Origin of the sequence: Gordonia neofelifaecis NRRL B-59395, from assembly GCF_000192435.1 — a bacterium.
GTDB lineage: Bacteria > Actinomycetota > Actinomycetes > Mycobacteriales > Mycobacteriaceae > Gordonia > Gordonia neofelifaecis.
Genome location: NZ_AEUD01000002.1, coordinates 253,923 through 272,554 on the forward strand (window position 1 = coordinate 253,923; position 18,632 = coordinate 272,554).

The 18,632-nt window shown below is 67.2% G+C and carries 12 protein-coding genes; 7 read left to right on the forward strand and 5 right to left on the reverse strand.

Annotated features, from left to right (window positions below; all coding sequences use genetic code 11):
- Positions 1-225 precede the first annotated feature (225 nt).
- The 3 genes from SCNU_RS03510 to SCNU_RS03520 all read left to right on the forward strand — a co-directional run bounded on the left by SCNU_RS03510 (position 226) and on the right by SCNU_RS03520 (position 3,135).
- Positions 226-1,134, forward strand: a complete 909-nt coding sequence (locus SCNU_RS03510) for a hypothetical protein (protein ID WP_009677978.1) — start codon at positions 226-228, stop codon at positions 1,132-1,134.
- A 276-nt stretch (positions 1,135-1,410) separates the two neighbouring features.
- Positions 1,411-1,863, forward strand: coding sequence for a hypothetical protein (locus SCNU_RS03515; protein WP_238526287.1), 453 nt, complete (start codon positions 1,411-1,413; stop codon positions 1,861-1,863).
- Positions 1,864-1,878: 15 nt separating this feature from the next.
- Entirely contained in the window at positions 1,879-3,135 is a 1,257-nt protein-coding gene (locus SCNU_RS03520) for an Ig-like domain-containing protein (RefSeq protein ID WP_009677980.1), read from the forward strand.
- Positions 3,136-3,223: 88 nt separating this feature from the next.
- On the opposite strand, the gene SCNU_RS03525 is transcribed toward SCNU_RS03520, so the two are convergent.
- Complete coding sequence (locus tag SCNU_RS03525) at positions 3,224-4,729, reverse strand: flavin-containing monooxygenase (RefSeq protein ID WP_009677981.1); 1,506 nt, start codon at positions 4,727-4,729, stop codon at positions 3,224-3,226.
- A gap of 120 nt (positions 4,730-4,849) precedes the next feature.
- Here SCNU_RS03525 and SCNU_RS03530 point away from each other — a divergent pair, with 120 nt between their 5' ends.
- Positions 4,850-6,067, forward strand: coding sequence for a helix-turn-helix domain-containing protein (locus tag SCNU_RS03530; protein WP_009677982.1), 1,218 nt, complete (start codon positions 4,850-4,852; stop codon positions 6,065-6,067).
- Between the two features lies 1 nt (position 6,068).
- On the opposite strand, the gene putP is transcribed toward SCNU_RS03530, so the two are convergent.
- Both putP and SCNU_RS03540 read right to left on the reverse strand, forming a co-directional pair.
- Complete coding sequence (putP, locus tag SCNU_RS03535; RefSeq protein WP_009677983.1) at positions 6,069-7,619, reverse strand: sodium/proline symporter PutP; 1,551 nt, start codon at positions 7,617-7,619, stop codon at positions 6,069-6,071.
- Positions 7,620-7,763: 144 nt separating this feature from the next.
- Complete coding sequence (locus SCNU_RS03540) at positions 7,764-11,303, reverse strand: bifunctional proline dehydrogenase/L-glutamate gamma-semialdehyde dehydrogenase (RefSeq protein ID WP_009677984.1); 3,540 nt, start codon at positions 11,301-11,303, stop codon at positions 7,764-7,766.
- A 106-nt stretch (positions 11,304-11,409) separates the two neighbouring features.
- Between SCNU_RS03540 and SCNU_RS03545 the strand changes: the two genes are divergently transcribed.
- Positions 11,410-13,026, forward strand: coding sequence for a PucR family transcriptional regulator (locus tag SCNU_RS03545; RefSeq protein WP_040517572.1), 1,617 nt, complete (start codon positions 11,410-11,412; stop codon positions 13,024-13,026).
- A gap of 35 nt (positions 13,027-13,061) precedes the next feature.
- Here SCNU_RS03545 and SCNU_RS03550 read toward each other — a convergent pair whose 3' ends face one another.
- Positions 13,062-13,322, reverse strand: coding sequence for a metal-sensitive transcriptional regulator (locus tag SCNU_RS03550; protein WP_009677986.1), 261 nt, complete (start codon positions 13,320-13,322; stop codon positions 13,062-13,064).
- Positions 13,323-13,400: 78 nt separating this feature from the next.
- On the opposite strand from SCNU_RS03550, the gene SCNU_RS03555 reads away from it, so the two are divergent.
- On the forward strand, positions 13,401-15,581 hold the full coding sequence (locus tag SCNU_RS03555) for an MMPL family transporter (RefSeq protein ID WP_083812543.1): 2,181 nt from the start codon (positions 13,401-13,403) through the stop codon (positions 15,579-15,581).
- 24 nt (positions 15,582-15,605) lie between these two features.
- Here the strand turns inward: SCNU_RS03555 and SCNU_RS03560 are convergent, their stop codons facing one another.
- Positions 15,606-17,009: a short-chain fatty acyl-CoA regulator family protein gene (locus SCNU_RS03560; RefSeq protein ID WP_040517512.1), complete on the reverse strand. Its 1,404-nt coding sequence runs from the start codon at positions 17,007-17,009 to the stop codon at positions 15,606-15,608.
- 119 nt (positions 17,010-17,128) lie between these two features.
- Here SCNU_RS03560 and SCNU_RS03565 point away from each other — a divergent pair, with 119 nt between their 5' ends.
- The gene (locus tag SCNU_RS03565) at positions 17,129-18,631 is read left to right on the forward strand and encodes an MmgE/PrpD family protein (protein ID WP_009677989.1); all 1,503 of its coding nucleotides are present in this window, start codon (positions 17,129-17,131) and stop codon (positions 18,629-18,631) included.
- The last annotated feature ends 1 nt before the right edge of the window (position 18,632 follow it).

Consider the following 18,632-nt stretch of genomic DNA (forward strand, 5'->3'; position numbering starts at 1 on the left):
CATGCTCCCGCGGGCCCTTCTCGTCTCCCTCCAGCGTGCGCGGATTTCTGACATGACCTGTAGCCTGATCGGCTGATCTGTGGCGACTTTTGTGCTGTGAACACGGAAATCGGGACGTCTCGCCAAGCCGATGAAGCGTTCTGATCCGTTGGATCCATACATTGAGCGAACGCTATCGCGACGCCCTCCCACCTCATCCTGCGTCGCGACAACGAGGAGGATGTCTTGAATACGAAGGTCGTGCTGCGCAGGCTCGCAGCAGCAGGGGCGATCGCCGCACTGGGTGCGGTCGGTGTGATGGCCGGTGTCGGCGCGGCGGCCGCCGACACCGTCGGCCCGGCGAAGGGAAGCAGTAGCGCCGTCGACTTCTCGCGAGAGGTCAGCGGTTTCAAGCTGGTCAACGGCAAGGTGCCCAACGGGGAGACCATCACGATCACGAACCGGGTGAACCGCAAGCTGGCCTGGCTCATCTATTACGTCAAGGACACGCACCCGTCGTGCATGCAGGCCGTCCCCAACACCTCGGTGTGGACCGTCAGCGGTAAGACGTACACCAACGATCCGAACCACGCCGGCACCCAGCGCCCGAGCGAGGTGACGTCCGGGCTCGGGTGGACTCAGATCAAGCCTCCGGGCGCGAACTCGTGGGAGAGCGTGACCTGGACCCAGGACTATCTCCTGATGTGTGACGTCGGAGCGCTGAACACCGGCGGCCTCCAGTACTCCACCACCTGGGTCGGCGATCAGGGCAGCCATCCGAACGTCGGACCTACTGTCGACGTCACGCCGGGCGTTCCCGGAATCTCGGTGAACCCGAAGGACGCGATCGTCAACAACGACGTCCAGATCACGATCAAGAATCCGGATGGGCGACCGGGCGACAAGGTGGTCCTGACCTCCGACGGTAAGACTCTCGACGGCTGCGGAAACCTCGAACTCGACGGTAACCGTCGCGTCACCTGCACGTGGGTGCCGAAGAAGGCAGGGAAGTACCCGCTCAAAGCAGTGATTTCGAGCGAGGAGCCGGTCACGGTGACCGACACGGTCCACATCGCGGAGAACCCAGCCAGCGGAAGTGTCGGCATGGACACCGGAAGCATCTACACCGGCAGTCTCGGCGACCTGGTCGGCTGACCGGTCCGCACGACGACTTCGAGAAAGCAGTTGAGTATGTTTGCAGCGAAACGAACAGTGGCCATTCTGGGAGGCTGTGCAGCCGTCGCTATGGCGGGAGTCGGTGCCGGCACCGCCCACGCCGACAGCGTCGGGCCCGCGACCGGCGGCAATGACACAGTCAGCTTCCAGCGTTCGGTCGAGTCCGCGGCCCTCGCCGACGGGAAGATCCGAGTCGGAGAGACGATCACCGTCACCAATCGGATCGATCGCAAGCTGGCCTGGTTGGTGTACAGCGTGCGAGACAACCATCCGTCGTGCCTGGAAGCGGTGCCGAACACCTCGGTGTGGACCGTGAGTGGCAAAACCTACACCAACAATCCGGACGGCAGCGGGACGAAGAAGCCGAACGAGGTGACGTCGGGCGAAGGCTGGGTCAAGATCGCCGCGAGTGGCGGCGGTTCCTGGCAGGCCACCCCCTTGGTATGGACGCAGGACTACGTCGTGAACTGCTCGCCGGGTGAACTGAACACGGGCGGTGTGCAGTGGTCGACCACGAACGCATTCGAGAAGAACAACAACAAGGCGAACGTCGGGCCGATCATCACCGTGGAGCGGGCTCCGTCGCCAGGCACCGGTGGCGGTTCCGGCTCGGGCGATCCGGGTACCGGCGGCGATGGTCAGGACGATTCCGGCAGCGGCAGCAGTGGCAGCTTGGGATCCGGCAGCCTCGCAAACCTTTTCGGCTGACTCAGGAGGAGACAGATGAGCAGATTCAATAGGCCGGCAGCGCTCGCGCTGCTCACCACGGGAGCCGCGATCGTCGCCGGAGCATCGGGCATCGGCACAGCGGCAGCCGACACGATGACCCCGGTGACCGGCAGTAACGACACCGTTAGCTTCTCTCGAACAGTGGGCGGTGCCGCTGTGAACAACGGCACGGTCACAGTCGGCGATCGGATCACGGTGACCAATCGGATCGATCGGAAAATGGCATGGCTGGTGTACAGCGTGCGCGACAACCATCCGACCTGCCTCGAAGCAGTGCCGAACACCTCGGTGTGGACTGTGTCGGGTGGCACGTACACGAATGACCCGGATGGCACGGGGACTAAGAAGCCCAATGAGGTCACGTCCGGCGACGGCTGGGTGAAGATCGCCGCGAGCGGCGGCGGGTCGTGGCAGGCGACGCCGCTGATCTGGAGGCAGGACTACACCGTCACGTGCGCGCCGGGGGCGTTGAACACCGGCGGTCTGCAGTGGTCGACGACTAATGCGTTCGAGAAGAACAACAACAGGGCGAACGTCGGTCCGTCTATCACCGTGGTGGCACCCGCACCAAAGGCGACGTCATCGACTGCGGTGTCGGTGACACCGGCGCCGAAGGCTGGCGAGACTTCGACCGTCAAGGCTGTCGTCAACGTTGACGGCAGCGGGGCGACGGGCGGTACCGTCGAGTTCTTCAATAACGGGACGTCACTCGGCACTGCCACGGTCGCCACCGGCGTTGCGACCGTGACCTGGAAGCCCAGTGCAGGCGGTGCGTACTCGCTGAAGGCGGTGTACTCGGGGACTCCGACGACCAACGGCTCAACCGGAACGATCTCCGGCACTGTGGCCGCCGCTGACCCGTTGCCGGAGCCGGGTGCTCCGGTGCTCACCGTGACCGGATCTCCCAAGGTCGGCGTCGCGACGACGATCACGGTGACATCCGACGCTGAGCAAGGCAGCGCGGTCGCGCTCACGGCGAACGGGGCCGCCATCTGTTCCGGACTGGCGATCGGTGCAGGTGGAAAGGCGACGTGCCAGTGGACTCCATCGTCCGCGGGGGCTGTCGAACTGAAGGCAGTGGTCGCCGGCAAATCGTCGATCAGGAACGTCGTAGCCGAGGAGGCCGGCGGTGAAGAGCCGGGCGATCCGGGGAATCCGGGGAATCCCGATCCCGAAACGCCTGGTGACAACGGCAGCAGCGGCAGCCTCGGCGGACTGTTCGGTGGTCTGACCGACGTGTTCGGCAGCTGATCCGGCCGTCTCCCGAACCGAACGAGCCCCGGACCGTTGATCGGTCCGGGGCTCGTCGTCAGCGGCTACCCGAGTGGCGTGAGCAGAACTACGCGTCGACCTTCTCGACCACGCGGCGGTAGGTCAGGTACTGGTCGTCGACTTCGCCCTTGCGGAGCTGCTTCACGTCGGCGGAGACGGCCATGGTCATCGTCCACGGTGCCTGCGTGCCCTGCTTGGGCAGGCGGTCGAGGGAGCGCTTGACGTAGCCGGCCCCGAAGTCGAGCAGGGGTCGCGTGTCCATCGTCGGGTCGGCGACGGCCTCCACCGAGGTGTAGCCGGCGAGATCCATGTGGGTCAGGACGCGGCAGAAGTACTCGCACAGCAGGCCGATCTTGAGGGTCCACGACGAGTTGGTGTAACCGATCGCCAGCATCCAGTTGGGCACGCCCGAGAGCATCGCACCGCGGTAGGCGACGGTGTTCGCGAGATCGACCGACTCGCCGTTGCGGCTCAGTTCCATCCCGCCGAAGAGCTGCAGATTCAGACCGGTGGCCGTGACGATGACGTCGGCCTCGATGACCTGGCCGGTCTCCAGTTCGATGCCGCCCGCGACGAACCGCTTGATCCGGCCGGTCTCGATCGACGCGGTGCCCTTCTTGACGGCCTTGAACAGGTCACCGTCGGGAACGACGCACAGACGCTGATCCCAGGGGTTGTACGGCGGATTGAAGTGGGTGTCGAGGTCGAAGTCACGCGGCAGGAGTGCGGCGTTCGTCGCGCGGATCACCTTGCGGGCCGTGCGCGGGAAACGCTGGCAGAACTGGTAGAAGAACTTCTGCTGCCAGATGTTCTTGTGCCGGCTCAGCTTGTAGCCGCGGTCGGCGCCGAGTGTCTTCTTCATGGCGTTGGAGATCGCGTCCTCACGGGGCAGCGGGATCACGTACGTCGGCGTGCGCTGAAGCATGGTCACGTGACCGGCCTCGCCGGCCATCGACGGAACCAGGGTCACGGCGGTCGCGCCCGAGCCGATGACGACGACCTTCTTGCCCCGGTAGTCGAGGTCCTCGGGCCAGTGCTGCGGGTGCACGATCTGGCCCTGGAAGTCGTCCCTGCCTGCGAAGTCCGGGGTGAAGCCCTCGGCGTAGTTGTAGTAGCCGGTTCCGGCGAACACCCAGCGGGTCTTCACCAGCGAGGTCTGGTCGCTGTCGTTGTGCCGGACGGTCAGCGTCCAGAGCTGCTCGGCGTCCGACCAGTCCGCGGAAACCGCGCGACGGTTGAGGACGATCTTCGATTCGAGGTGATCCTCGTCGACGGCTTCGCGCAGGTAGTCGAGGATGCGCGGGGCATCGGCGATGGCCTGCGGGTCGCGCCACGGCTTGAACTCGTATCCGAAGGTGTTCAGGTCGGAGTCCGAGCGGATACCGGGGTAGCGGAAGAGGTCCCATGTGCCGCCGATCGACTCGCGGGACTCGAGGATGGCGAAGCGCTTGCCGGGGTGCTCGGTGGTCAGGTAGTGGGCGGCACCGATGCCGGAGATGCCCGCACCGAGGATGACGACGTCGAGCGGTTGATCGCTCAGGATCTGCTCGGTGGCGTTGACGTCCGTGGTCATTCGTGTTCCTACTCGTCCAGAGGGCTGATGACTTCGATACCAATGATCGTTGTAAGAGTCCGTGAATTGCAAGGTTGAATCGCACCAGAATGTGGGGAGACCGAGTGCATAATCGACCATATGGGGTCTGACCTGGAGCAACTTCGTGAGCCGAGCGCTGCCGTCGCCGCTCTGATCCGCGCCGGTGTCGAGGTCGTTCTGAACGCGCCGGAGGCATGGATCGCGGACATGAACGACGCCGCGATGCATCCGGCGGGCATGGAGCGCGTGGTGGTCGACCTCGATCTCCGCGAAGTGGCGCTCCGCATCAACCAGGGCAACCTCAATCACTGGGCGCAGAGCAACCTGGAGCGTCCCGGCGCGCGGGTCACGGTCAACCTCACCGAGGAGACCGTCGGCTTCATCCGGGACCTGGTTCGACGAGGGTTCGACGCCGGCGCGCTCGACTCGTTCCGGACGGCGCAGAACACAGCGTGGCGGCTGTGGATGCAGATCTGTTTCGGACTCACGCACGATCCCGAAGCGTTGCGTGAACTGCTCGAGGTGACGTCGGTGTCGATCGCGACGTTCATCGACGACACGGTGGGCGAACTCGCCCGGCAGATCGACGTGGCGCGCGCCGAACTCGCGGGCGACACGCACGCCCAGCGGCGAGCGGTGGTAGCGCTGATCCTGGAAGGTGCCCCGGTCGCGCCGGCACGAGCCGAATTGCAGCTTCGGTACTCGGTCGAGGGTCCGCAGTCGGCCATGGTGATCTCGGGCGACGCCGGCGTCGCCCCCGACGACCTCGAAGCCGCGTGCGAGGCGATCATGGTCGCCTCGGGTGTCACTCGTCGTCTCACTGTGCTGGCCGGTGCGTCGGAGCTGTGGGTCTGGTTGCCGACGGAGCGGCTGACAGTCGAATCGGCGCTCGCCGACCATCCCCATGTCCGGATCGCCGCGGGGTCTGCGGGGCACGGGCGGGAAGGCTTCCGGCGCAGTCATTTCGAAGCGCTCGAGGGAAAACAGCTGCTGAATCGTCTCGGTTCAGCGACCCGGTTCGCCGCCTACGACGACCTCGCGCTGCTGGCGGCGATGACGAGTGATCTGACCCGGCTCGACGACTTCATCGCGCACACGCTCGGCGACCTCGCCCTCGCCGATCGGGGACTGCACGACTCGATGCGGGCCTGGTTCGCTGCCCAGTGCAACGCGAGTGCGGCCGCCGCGCACCTGTACACCCACCGCAACACCGTCGTCCGGCACGTGGCCAGGGCGCAGGAACTACTGCCCCGACCGCTGGACGCGAACGCCGTCGCGGTCGCGGCGGCTCTCGAGGCATTACGGTGGCGTCAGTGAGTCAGGCGTTCGCGAACTCGTCCGGCGTCGGCTCCACGTAGGGCGCCTTGGAGCGGCTGAGCTCGACCGCGCGGGTGAACTCCTCGTCGATCACCGGGTTCTCCCGGAAGGTGAACAGGCTGACGACGACCGTGACGATCATGCTGGCGGCGAAGCCGGGGATGATCTCGTAGAGGTCGTCGCTGAGTCCGGTCTGACCCCAGACATATGCGACCAACGCGCCTGCGACGATGCCGGACAGCACGCCGGCGGTGCTCACGCGGCGCCAGTACAGGCACAGGATGATCGCGGGTCCGAACGCGGAGCCGAAACCGGCCCACGCGAAGGCGACGAGGTCGAGGATGCTGTTCGAGGGCGAGAGCGCGAGCAGCGCCGCGATGACCGCGATCGCGAGCACGCCGAGCCGGCCCAGTTGCACGTACGTCTTGTCACTGAGGTCCCGGCCGCGGCCGGTCTTCTCGGCGACCAGCTTGTACAGGTCTTCCACCAGTGCGGACGAGCAGACGACCAACTGCGACGAGATCGTCGACATGATCGCCGCCAGGACCGCGGCCAGCACCAGTCCGGCGATGAACGGGTGGAACAGCAGCTGCGACAGCGACAGGAAGACGGTCTCCGCGTCCTTCGGCGCCTGTTCGTTGTGCTGGGCGAAGTACGCGATGCCGACCAGCGCGGTGCCGACGGCGCCGAGCGCGCACAGGAACATCCAGCCGATGCCGATCCGTCGCGCCACACCCGCCTCGGACGGCGTGCGCAGAGCCATGAACCGCACGATGATGTGCGGTTGGCCGAAGTATCCGAGTCCCCACGCGGCGGACGAGATGATGCCGATCACGGTGCTGCCCGCGAAGAAGCTCAAGCCGTTGTCCTTGGCCGCGGTGACGCCGTCGATGGTGGCCCCGATGCCGCCGAGCTCGATGATGCCGATGATCGGCACGGCGAGCAGCGCGACGACGACGAGCAGGCCCTGCGCGACGTCGGTCAGGGAGGCGCCGAGGAAGCCGCCGAACAGGGTGTACAGCATGGTGATGCCCGCGACGATCAGCATGCCCGCGGTGTAGTCGACGCCGAAGGAGCTGTCGAAGAACTTGCCCGAGGCCACCATGCCGCTGGAGACGTAGAAGGTGAAGAACACCAGGATGATCACGCCGCAGGTGATCCGCAGGATGCGAGAGGTGTCGCGCAGGCGTGACTCGAAGAAGCTCGGAATGGTGATCGAGTCACCGGCCACCTCGGTGTAGGCGCGCAGACGCGGTGCCACCGTCTTCCAGTTCGTCCAGGCGCCGATCAGCAGACCGATCATGATCCACGACGCCGACAGTCCGGACAGGTACATCGCTCCGGGCAGGCCCATCAGCAGCCAGCCGGACATGTCCGAGGCACCCGCGCTCAGTGCGGCGACCCAGGGTTTGAGTCCGCGCCCGGCGAGCATGTAGCCGTCCAAGTCGTTGCGTGTGCGTCGGTACGCGTACCAGCCGATGCCGAGCATGGCGGCGAAGTACAGCGCGACCGCGACCAATTGGATGGACTTCTCGTCGGGCGCGACGGTCATCTATTCATCTCCTCGGGGGTGTGTTCGGCCGGAGCCTGCGCGTCAAATGTGACACAAGTCTCTGGTTCAGGAAGATTCTTCCTGCTCGAACCCCGCTGGCTCATGTGGGGGCGTACAGGATGCATGCCTCCACCTTGTCATTCTTCACGAAGACTTGAGGTCGGCCGCCAACTCGATGAACGCACGGTCGGGATTCCCGAACCGGTGCAGGGTCATCGAGACCGCCTGCTCGGACAGCCAGTAGCGCAGTTCGACTCGACCCGACGCGGTGACCGCGTCGTCGAGTAGGGCGAGGTCCGGGCGGGTCACCACGAGTCGACGGAGCTCCGGCCCGGCGGGAGCCGCGGTGCGGATCCGGGTGATCCCTCGCTCGGTGAGCCGCGCGACGAAGTCCTCGTCGTCGCGGACGGCGTCGACGGTCAGCCCGAGGCTCGTCGCCGTGGTGTCGAGGACGGAGCGGAGTCCGCCGTCGATGCCCGGTGCCGGGACGACGACGACCCGGGCACCGCTGCGACGGGCGGCGGCCAGCAGCCGGGCGACACGCACGGGTGCGGCGTCCGCGGTGACACGCACCGCGACGTCGGCGGGCCGGTACCGGAAGATGTTCGCCTCGCTCGCGAGGCCGGTCTCGTCGCGCGGCGTCCCGAACTCGGCAGCCCACGCCGCGTCGTCGTCGGCGAGCGCCGCGTGCAGCCACGCGGCGTCGTCGGAGGTGAGCTTGTGCGCCACGGTGTCGTAGAAGTCGGCGACCTCGGGAGTCTCCGGTGCCGTGCGGACCGACGGCCGCTTGCGATCGGCCCAGGTGCCCAGCAGCATCAGGTAGTTGGGGCCGCCGGCCTTGGAGCCCAGCCCCACCGACGAGCGCTTCCATCCGCCGAACGGCTGCCTGCGGACGATCGCGCCGGTGATCCCGCGGTTGACGTAGACATTCCCGGCCTGGACGCGATCGAGCCAGGTGCGGACCTCGCGGACCTCCAGCGAGTGCAGGCCCGCGGTCAGGCCGAAGTCGGTGGCGTTCTGCAGTTCGATCGCCTCGTCGACGGTGTCCGCCCGCATCAGGCCGAGCACCGGTCCGAAGCACTCGGTGCGATGGAAGAACGAGCCGGGGGCGACACCGTCCTTGATGCCCGGCGACCACAGCCTGCCCGACGAGTCCAACTGCCGGGGCTTCAGGAGCCAGCTCTCGCCCGGCTCCAGCGTGGTGAGCGCTCGCCTCAGCTTCTCCGACGGGTCCTCGGTGAGTGGACCGACGGTCGCGGACGGGTTCGACGGCCAGTCGACGACCAGCGACGACGCCGCGTCGACCAGTTGGCGGCGGAAGCGCTCCGAGCTGTAGACGCTTCCGACGAGGATGCCGAGTGAGGCGGCCGAGCACTTCTGGCCCGCGTGGCCGAAGGCGCTGTGGACGAGGTCGGCGATCGCGAGGTCCCGATCCGCGGAGGGGGTGACGATCAGGCCGTTCTTGCCCGAGGTCTCGGCGTTGATGCGGAGTTCGGGCCGCCACGATGCGAACAGGGCGGCGGTGTCGGAGGCGCCGGTGAGCACCACTCGGTCGACGTCCGGATGGCTGATGAGCCGGCGTCCCGCGGGTCCCTCGTCGGGGAAGACGCCCTGACACACGTCGCGGGGGACGCCGGCCTCCCAGAGTGCTTCGAGGATCGCCATGGAGCAGTGCGGAGTCGGCTTCGACGGCTTGTGGATGACCGCCGCGCCGGCGGCGAGCGCGGCGAACGTGCCGCCCGCGGGGATGGCGATCGGGAAGTTCCACGGCGGTGTCACGACCACCACGCGGTCCGGCGTGAACTCGGCGCCGCTGACCTGGTCCAGTTCGAGCGCGCGGTGCGCGTAGTACCTGGCGAAGTCGATCGCTTCGGAGATCTCCGGATCGGACTGGGCGACGGCCTTGCCCGCCTCGGCCGCGGCCAGCGACACCAGGTGACCGCGGCGGGCCGACAGGATTTCGGCCGTGCGGTAGAGGATCGTCGCGCGCTCGGTGGCCGGGCGCGCGGCCCACTGGGTTGCGGCGTCCCGGGCCCGACCGACCAGCGCGTCGATCTGGTCCTCCGCCACGGTCGGCGGAACAGGCTGAGCGGCAAGCCATTCCGGAGTCGCCGTGGCCAGAGCGGCGCGCGCCCAGGCCTGGTTCGCGGGCAGGGCGGGGTTGGTGTCGGGCTCGTTCGCGAAACCGGGAAGAGGAAGCGATTCGTCGAACCGGGAGCCCTCGGTCTGCTCGGCACCACGGTCCTGCCGGTGATTCGGGTGCGGCGCTCGATAGCCGTCAGCGGTGAGGATGCGGCCCAGCGCGTCGACTGCGGCGTGGAACCGTCCCGCTTCCCTCACGAAGGTTTCGCTGCCCGGGGCGAGATCGAAGACCCCGGACATGAAGTTCTCGGGTGACGCGTTCTCCTCCAGGCGTCGTACCAGGTAGGAGATTGCGACGTCGAACTCCTTCGGCTTCACGGTCGGGACGTAGAGGAGGAGCTGCCCGACGTCGGCGCTGAGCACCTCGGCCTGCTCGGTCGCCATACCCTGCAGCATCTCGAACTCGACCCGGTCGGAGACGCCGCGCCGATCGGCGAGGAGATGAGCGAAGGCGATGTCGAACAGATTGTGGCCGGCGACCCCTACGCGAAGACCCCGCATGCGCTCGGCCGTCAGCAGCCAGTGCAGCACCAGTTTGTAGTTCGCGTCCGTGGCGGTCTTCGACGAGCAGGTGACCTTCGGCCAGCCCGCGACGTCGGCGTGGACCGTCTCCATCGCGAGGTTGGCGCCCTTGACCAGCCGGACTTTGATTCCGGCTCCGCCGTCGGCCACCCGCTGCGCCGCGAACTCCGAGAGCCGCTTCATCGCACCGAGCGCGTCGGGCAGGTAGGCCTGCAGGACGATTCCGGCCTCGAAGTCCTTCAACTCGGGACGGCTGAGCAGACGGGTGAAGACCTCGATCGTGAGCTCCAGATCGCGGTACTCCTCCATGTCCAGATTGATGAACTTGGTACCGGCCGGCGCAGCCGCAGCCTCGAGATACATGGGGGTCAGCCGATCCAGAACGTAGTCGACCGTCTCGTCGAACGCCCACATCGAGATCTGCGACGCGACCGACGAGACCTTGATCGACACGTAGTCGACGTCGTCGCGACGCAGGAGTGCGCGGGCGTCGGCGAGATGCTTGTCGGCCTCGGAGTCGCCGAGCACGGCTTCGCCGAGGGGATTGAGATTGAGTCGATGACCGCCTCGCCGCAGACGCGCCACCGCTTTGCCGAACGGGCGGTCGCGGGCGTCGACGATCATGTGACCCACCATCGACCGCATGCGGGCGCGGGCCACCGGAATCACCACGTCGGGCAGCTTCTCGGCGACGGCTCCGCCCGCCTTGATCTGGAGGCGGTCGAGGGCGCCGAGCGTCGCCGGGGTGTCGGCGGCGATCTCACTGAGGGCCTCGGCCGCGGCCTTGGTGTCCTCGGTGCCGATCACGCGATCGACGAAGCCGACGGTGAAGTCGAGTCCGCGCGGATCGGAGAGGACGGCGGCGAGCCGGCGGGCGGCCGGGTGCGGCTCGGTCTCGGTGGTCGCCGCGGCGTTCAGCCAGCGGGTCACCAGGCTTTCGGCGTCGGCGGCGATCCCCGTCAGCTCGGCGGTCACGGTGGCGGGCGCCGGATGGGAGTCGGCGGCGTGTGCGGTGGTCATGGAGTCAGTAGACGTCTCGACGGGCGCGAAGGTCCTCGTCAGGTCGTACGAAGTGAACGGCGTGATCTTGTGCGTTCCTCCAGCCGGGCATGGCAGACTTCGGGACATGCCCATGCAACCGTCGGTCCCGGTGGTCGACGTCGTCGCGGCGCTCGACACGGCCGTCTCGAACGTCCCGGTTCCGCCTGATCCGGCGATGCGGATCGGCTCGGTCTCGATGGTCGAATCCGACGATCTGATGGGTGGATCCGAGCCGGCGACGAATGCCGTGCTGGTGGTGGGTGCGAGTGCGACGGACCTGGTGCGCTGGCTGCGGAGGTCGGCCGATCCCGGGGCCGTCGGCCGTCGGCCGGTCGCCGTGCTGACGAAGGTCGACGCACCCGAACTCGGCTCGGCGGCACGGGAGACGGGTGTGGCGGTGGTCGTGCTGGACCCACGTGCGCGGTGGGACCGCGTTCTGGTCACCGTGCAGGCGTGTCTGGACCGAGTGCGCGATGACGGTGAGGCCGGGGTGCTGGCCCCGGCGGTCGACGTCGATCTGTACGGACTCGTCGGCCTCATCGCGGGCGGGACCGGGGGACTGGTGTCGATCGAGGACGCCACGAGTGCCCGCGTCCTGGCGTACTCGCCGTCGAAGGGCGAGGCGGACGACCTACGGGTGCAGACGATCCTCGGTCGAGCGGGACCACCCGCATACCTCGACTTGCTGCGGAAGTGGGGCGTCTTCGACGCGATTCGCCGTGGCGGCGAGGTGGTGGACGTGCCGGAGCATCCTGAGCAGGCGATGCGGCGCAGGCTGGTGATCGGCGTGCATTCGCGGTCGGGCAGGCATCTCGGATCGATCTGGGTGCAGGAGGGCACGAAGCCGCTGGCCGACGATTCGGCCGAGGTGCTGCGGGGCGCGGCGGCGATCGCCGCGCGAGTGCTGACCAGGGAGATGCAGGCGCCCTCGACCGAGGGGCAACTGGTTCAGCGGCTGTTCGGCGCGCACGGCGGAATCGACGCCTCCTCGGCCGGTGCATACCTGCGGTGGCCGGTCGACGAGGCGGTCACGGTGATCGGCGTGGCACCGGTCGGCGGGGACCGGGCCGCACACGCCGACTCGATGATCGCGGTCGGCGGTGCGATCCGGCTGCACGCCAGCGCCTTCGCCTCGGTCGCCGTCACCACCGTTCTCGACGGTCGGGCCTACATCCTTCTGCCCGCGGCCGGCAGCGGCGCGGTGATGCGCTGGGCCGGTGGTCTGGTCGCGCGGTTCGACGGCGACCCGGCCCTGGCGGGGGCGGTGCTGCGCGCGGCGGTCGTGACACCGCTCGCGGGCCTCGCTCAGGTCCCCGCCGGCCGCACCGAGGTCGACCGGGTGCTGTCGGCGACCGCGACGGTCGGCGGCGCGCGCGTCACCAGCCTCGCGGAGTCGCGCACCGCGGTGCTGCTCGGCGAGATCCTCGACGCGATCTCCGGACGCGACGACCTCGTCGATCCGCGGGTGACGGTGCTGGTCGCGTACGACGATAAGCACGACGCCGGACTCGTCGCGACGGTCTCCGCGTATCTGGAGGCGCACGGCAACGTCCGCGACGCCGCCGCGCGCGTCGGCATCCACGCCAACACGTTGCGCTATCGGATCGACCGCGCACAGCAACTGTCGGGTCTGCGCTTCGACGACCCCGACGATCGTCTCCTCACCGCCGTTCAGCTGGCGATGCGCGACCACGTGGGCTGAGTCGCGGCCGCGTCCGGGCCGGGCGAGGGACCGGGTCAGGCAAGGGAGAGGAAGAGCTTCTCCATCTTCGCCTGATCCACGTTGTCGGGACCCTCGGTGCTGATGCAGTGGATCAGTCCGGTCGAGACCAGGGCGTAGCCGCTGCGCGCGAGGGCCTTCTCTACGGCGGCCAACTGCGTGAGCGCATCTTCGCACTCCGCGCCCTCGTCGAGCATTCGGATCACGGTTGCCAGGTGGCCGTGTGCCCGGCGGAGTCGGGTGAGGACCGGCTTCAGCTTGTCTTCGGGGAGTTGCATCTCAAGTCCTTTCGTCTCACCCAGTATTGCACAACCCCCTGGGGGGATGTACGGTCTGTGCGGTAACCCCCCGGGGGGATGACGACAGGAGGACTGGTGACAACTGAGACGACAACCGGTGCGAAGACGCACCGCGACGGGGCGAGTTCGCCCCGACCCGGCCCGCTGGGCCGACTCGGCATCTGGGTGACCGCGCACGGTCGTGTGGTCGCAGGCGCCTGGATCCTGATCATCATCGGCCTGGGCGTCTTCGCGCCCTCGGTGGAGAAGAGCCTGTCCGGCGCCGGATGGCAGGCTCAGGGCTCAGACTCGGTCGCGGCCCGGGAACTCGCCGTCGAACACTTCGGCGGCAACGCCTCGTCGGCGATTCAAGTGGTCGTGAAGGGCGACCAGCGGCTCACCGGCGAGCCCGGGGCGAAGGTGCTCTCGCAGGTCCACGACGTCCTGGCATCCGATCCACGGATCAGTCAGGTGCTCGATCCGACGCCCGGTGCCACCCTGTCGCCGGACGGATCCACGGCGATCGTCATCGGCGGCGCGGGCGCGGACACCAACGAGATGGTGCGCGTCGCGACCGACCTGTCACCGAAGCTGAAGGCCCTGTCGGTCGACGGTGTCGACGTCGCGCCGACCGGGGCGTCGGTCATGTGGTCGGACTTCAACAAGGCCAACCTCGAGGCGATGATGACCTCGGAGATGATCTCCTTCCCGGTCACGCTGTTCATCCTGGTGCTCGCGTTCGGCGCGCTGGTCGCAGCGGGGCTTCCGCTTCTGCTGACCATCGCCGGGCTGGTCGCGTCGGCAGGCGTTCTGGTCCTGGTCAACATGGTCGTGCCGGTCTCGATCTGGGCGATGAACTTCGCGATGATGTTCTCCCTGGCGCTGGGTATCGACTACGCGCTGTTCCTGGTCGTCCGATTCCGCGCGGCCCGGATGGGGCAGCGGTCGTCGATGAACGCGGCGATCGCGCAGACCATGGACACCGCGGGCAAGGCGGTCCTGCTCTCGGGCGGCACGGTCCTTGTCTCGCTCTCGGCGGTCATGCTCGTTCCGTCGCCGTCGTTCCGTTCGATGGCCGGCGGCATCATGATCTCGGTCGTGTTCATTCTGGCGGCCACCCTGACTCTGTTGCCGCTGGTGCTGTCGAAGCTCGACCATCGGATCGACAAGCTCCCGTTGCCGTGGGTCAATGTCGGTGAGCATCGATCGCCGCGCTTCGAGGCGTGGGCTCAGAGACTCTGGAAGCACCCGCTGCGCTGGGGTGCTGCCGCGCTGACGATCCTGATCGCCCTCTCGATTCCGCTGTTCGGATTGACCACGGCGATGCCGTCGATCAAGGTTCTGCCCGAGGACGCCAGTGCACGGGTCGGTTACGACCGTGTCCAGGAGGCCTTCGGTCCGGGCGCGCCCGGAATGTTGACGATCGTGGCGCCGACGGCTTCGGCGGGCACCACGCGGGAGGTGCTCGCGCACGACCCGGGCATCGCCGCGGCCATGCCTCCCGCGATGCCGACGGACGGCGCCGACTACCGGATGATCCAGGCGATGCCGACAGTCGATCCATCGGATCCGGCGCTCGGGGCGACCGTCGATCGTCTGCGGGCGGATCTGCCCGACGGCGTCCTGGTGGGCGGCGCGGCGGTCGAGAACCTCGACCTGAAGGCGCAACTCGATCGCAGCACGCCGATCGTGATCGCCGTCGTCCTGGCACTCGGGTTCCTCCTGTTGTTGTTCGCGCTGCAGGCACCGCTCATCTCGTTCCTCGGGACATTGGTCAGTCTGCTGTCGACGGCGGCGGCCTTCGGCGTGGCGCGTCTCGTCTTCCAGGAGGGCATCGGGGCCGGTCTGTTCGGCTTCGAGCCTCAGGGGTTCCTCGACGCGTGGGCTCCGGTGTTCTTCTTCGCGATGATCTTCGCGATCGCGATGGACTACACGGTCTTCCTGCTCGCCTCGGCGAAGGAGCACTGGGAGCGCGACGGCGACCCGAAGTCGGCGATGGTCGGCGCGGTGGCGCACTCGGGCCGGGTCATCTTCGCGGCCGGCGGTGTCATGGTCGCGGTGTTCTTCACCTTCGCGTTGTCGGGTCCGCTGCCCCCGAAGGAGATGGGTGTGATCCTCGGCGTCGCGGTTCTGCTGGACGCCTTCCTGATCCGCCTCGTCCTGCTCCCGGTTCTGCTTCGGCTGACCGGACAGGCGGCGTGGGCCTCACCCGCCTGGCTGCGGAAGGCGCTGCCGAAGGTGAGCTTCGCTCACGAGTGAGGCGTCGACTCCGTCCCGTATCGTTCACGACGGACGGTACGGGACGGAGTCGCTCACTCTCTCGTCGATGTGAATTCCTTTGCCGAGCATTGGGAACGCGCGTTGGGCGCATGTCGGACGAGGGCAGACTTTGCATCCAGCACCGATCGGCACGACGGTGCGCTGCTCCGCGAGATCGATTCCGGTGGCGTAGACCAGTTCGTCGGCGTGCGCGAGATCGCATCCGAGACCGATCGCGAAGTCAGACGGGGGTGCGAGGTGTCCACTGGTTCTGGAGTCGATGGTGCGCGCCAGCCAGAAGTAGCTGCGTCCGTCAGGCATCTCGGAGACCTGTGTGCGGATGCGTCCGGGGGTACTGAACGCATCGTGGACTACCCACAGCGGACAGCTACCACCGACGCGGGAGAAATGAAATGCCGTGGCGGACTGTCGCTTCGAGATGTTTCCCGCTTTGTCGACGCGCACGAAGATGAAGGGGACTCCGCGATCGCCCGGCCGCTGCAACGTCGACAGCCGGTGACACACTGTCTCGAAGCCGACCTCGAACCGTCGGCTCAACAGGTCGATGTCGTACCGCATCTCGCGCGCTGCAGAAGCGAACTGGGTGTAGGGCAGGACCAACGCACCCGCGAAGTAGTTCGCGAGGCCGACGCGGGCCACTGGGATCGAAGCCGCGTTCAGACCGTCTGCGGCCGCGACGAGCCGATCGATCTCGAGACGTTGCGACGCTAGCGCGAGCTGTGTCGCGAGTTGGAACGCGCGTTGGCCCGCGGACAGGTGACGGGCCAGCGTCACCGTCGCTGAGCCCTCGTCATAGACGCGTTTGGGCCCGCTGTGGTGCGCCGCAGGCGCGATCCGTACTCGGATCCCGAAGTTCTCGGCCAAGACATCGGCCAACTGCAGATCGAGTCCGCCGACTGAGAGGCCGGCATCGACGAACAGACGTTCGGCTGCCAGATCGAGTTCCGCGATGTGATTGCGACGGTCGTAGAAGTAGTCGCGCACCTGCTCGAACGGCGTCACGTGTGGGTCGGACGCATCCCCGCCGGATAGGTGCCGCAGTGTTTCGAGCTCGTCGGTCGCCGCGGCGAGTCTGCGATGTAGCCCGACCAGCGCGTTACCGACGGCGGGCATTCGCGCCACGAGTTCCGACACCTCTGCGCGGGTGACCTTCTCGCCTTGCTCGAGGATCACGTCGGCCAGATCCGCAGTGAGCCTCGCATCGCCGGACACGGAGAAGAAGTCGGGTGCCAGGTCGAATGTGGCGGTGATGGTGAGCAGTACCGGGACGGTGATCGGCCGACGATCGTTCTCCAACTGGTTCACATAGGTCGTAGACAAATCCAGACGTCGCGCGAGCTCAGCCTGTGACAGGCCGAGCTCTTCGCGCAATCGGCGTAGACGAGGTCCGATGTACGTTTTCGCCACGCGTTCGACTGTATCGGAATCACCATCCGCAACATTCGCAGTAGCGACTGACACTATTCGCAAAAATACGCATCTGCCTGGACTGTTACAGAGTCTATTGGCGTGCGTACGGTGCAAACATGATCAACCACGAAGTCGGTTCCCGGCGCAGCGCCGAAGTATTTCCCATCGAAGAACACCTGGCCTACAAGATCGCGCAGGTCGCGGCCGACCCGGTCGCGGTGCCGGATGACACCGCGGAGATGATCGTGAATCGAATCATCGACAATGCAGCCGTGAGCGCCGCGTCGGTGACGCGACGCTCAGTCACCAACGCCCGCCTCCAGGCGCAGTCCCGTCCCTTGCCAGGTGGATCCACGGTGTTCGGCGTCGATGGCTCGTACGCTCCGGAATGGGCGACGTGGGCGAATGGTGTCGCCGTGAGGGAACTGGACTTTCACGACACGTTCCTGGCCGCCGAGTATTCGCATCCGGGCGACAACATCCCCGCCCTGATCGCGGTCGGCCAGCGCGTCGGGGCCACTGGCGCGGACCTGCTCCGTGGTCTGGCGACCGCGTACGAGATCCAGATCGATCTGGTCCGAGGAATGTGTCTGCACGAGCACAAGATCGATCACGTGGCGCACCTCGGTCCGTCGGTCGCGGCCGGACTCGGCACCATGCTCGGTCTCGATGTCTCAACGATCTACCAGGCAGTCGGTCAGGCCTTGCACCTGACGACCGCGACTCGTCAATCGCGCAAGGGACAGATCTCGAGTTGGAAGGCGTATGCCCCGGCACACGCGGGAAAGATCGCGGTGGAGGCCGTCGACCGCGCCATGCGAGGCGAGGGCGCGCCGTCGCCGATCTGGGAGGGCGAAGACGGTGTCATCGCTTGGATGCTCGGTGGTCCAGATGCGCGCTACACGGTGCCGCTGCCCGCGCGCGGAGAACCGAAAAGGGCCATTCTGGACAGCTACACCAAGGAGCATTCGGCCGAGTATCAGAGTCAGGCCCCCATTGACCTGGCTCGGCGCATGCGTGGGCGAATCGTCGATCTGAGCCAGATCGCGTCGATCGTGTTGCACACCAGCCACCACACGCACTACGTGATCGGCACCGGCTCGAACGATCCGCAGAAGTTCGACCCGAAGGCCAGTCGCGAGACCCTGGACCATTCCGTCATGTACATCTTCGCGGTGGCTCTGCAAGACGGCGAATGGGACCACGAGCGGTCGTATGCTCCCGAGCGCGCCTCGCGTCCCGACACGATTGAGCTCTGGAACAAGATCTCGACCGTCGAGGACCCCGAGTGGACTAGCCGGTACCACGCGATCGACCCGAACGAGAAGGCCTTCGGCGCGCGCGCTGTCGTGACACTGACCAGCGGCGAAGTCATCGAGGACGAGCTCGCCGTCGCCGATGCGCATCCGCTGGGTGCGCGGCCCTTCGCCCGCGAGCAGTATCTGGCGAAGTTCACGCGGATGGCCGACGGCGTGGTCGCCCCGGCCGAGCGAAGCCGATTCATCGAGGCAGCGACCGGGCTCGCCGAACTGCCGTCAGGCACACTCACGTCGCTCAACGTCCGTGTGCTCGCCGACGTGCTCGCTGGGGTACCGGAGACCGGAAAGGGCCTGCTCTGAC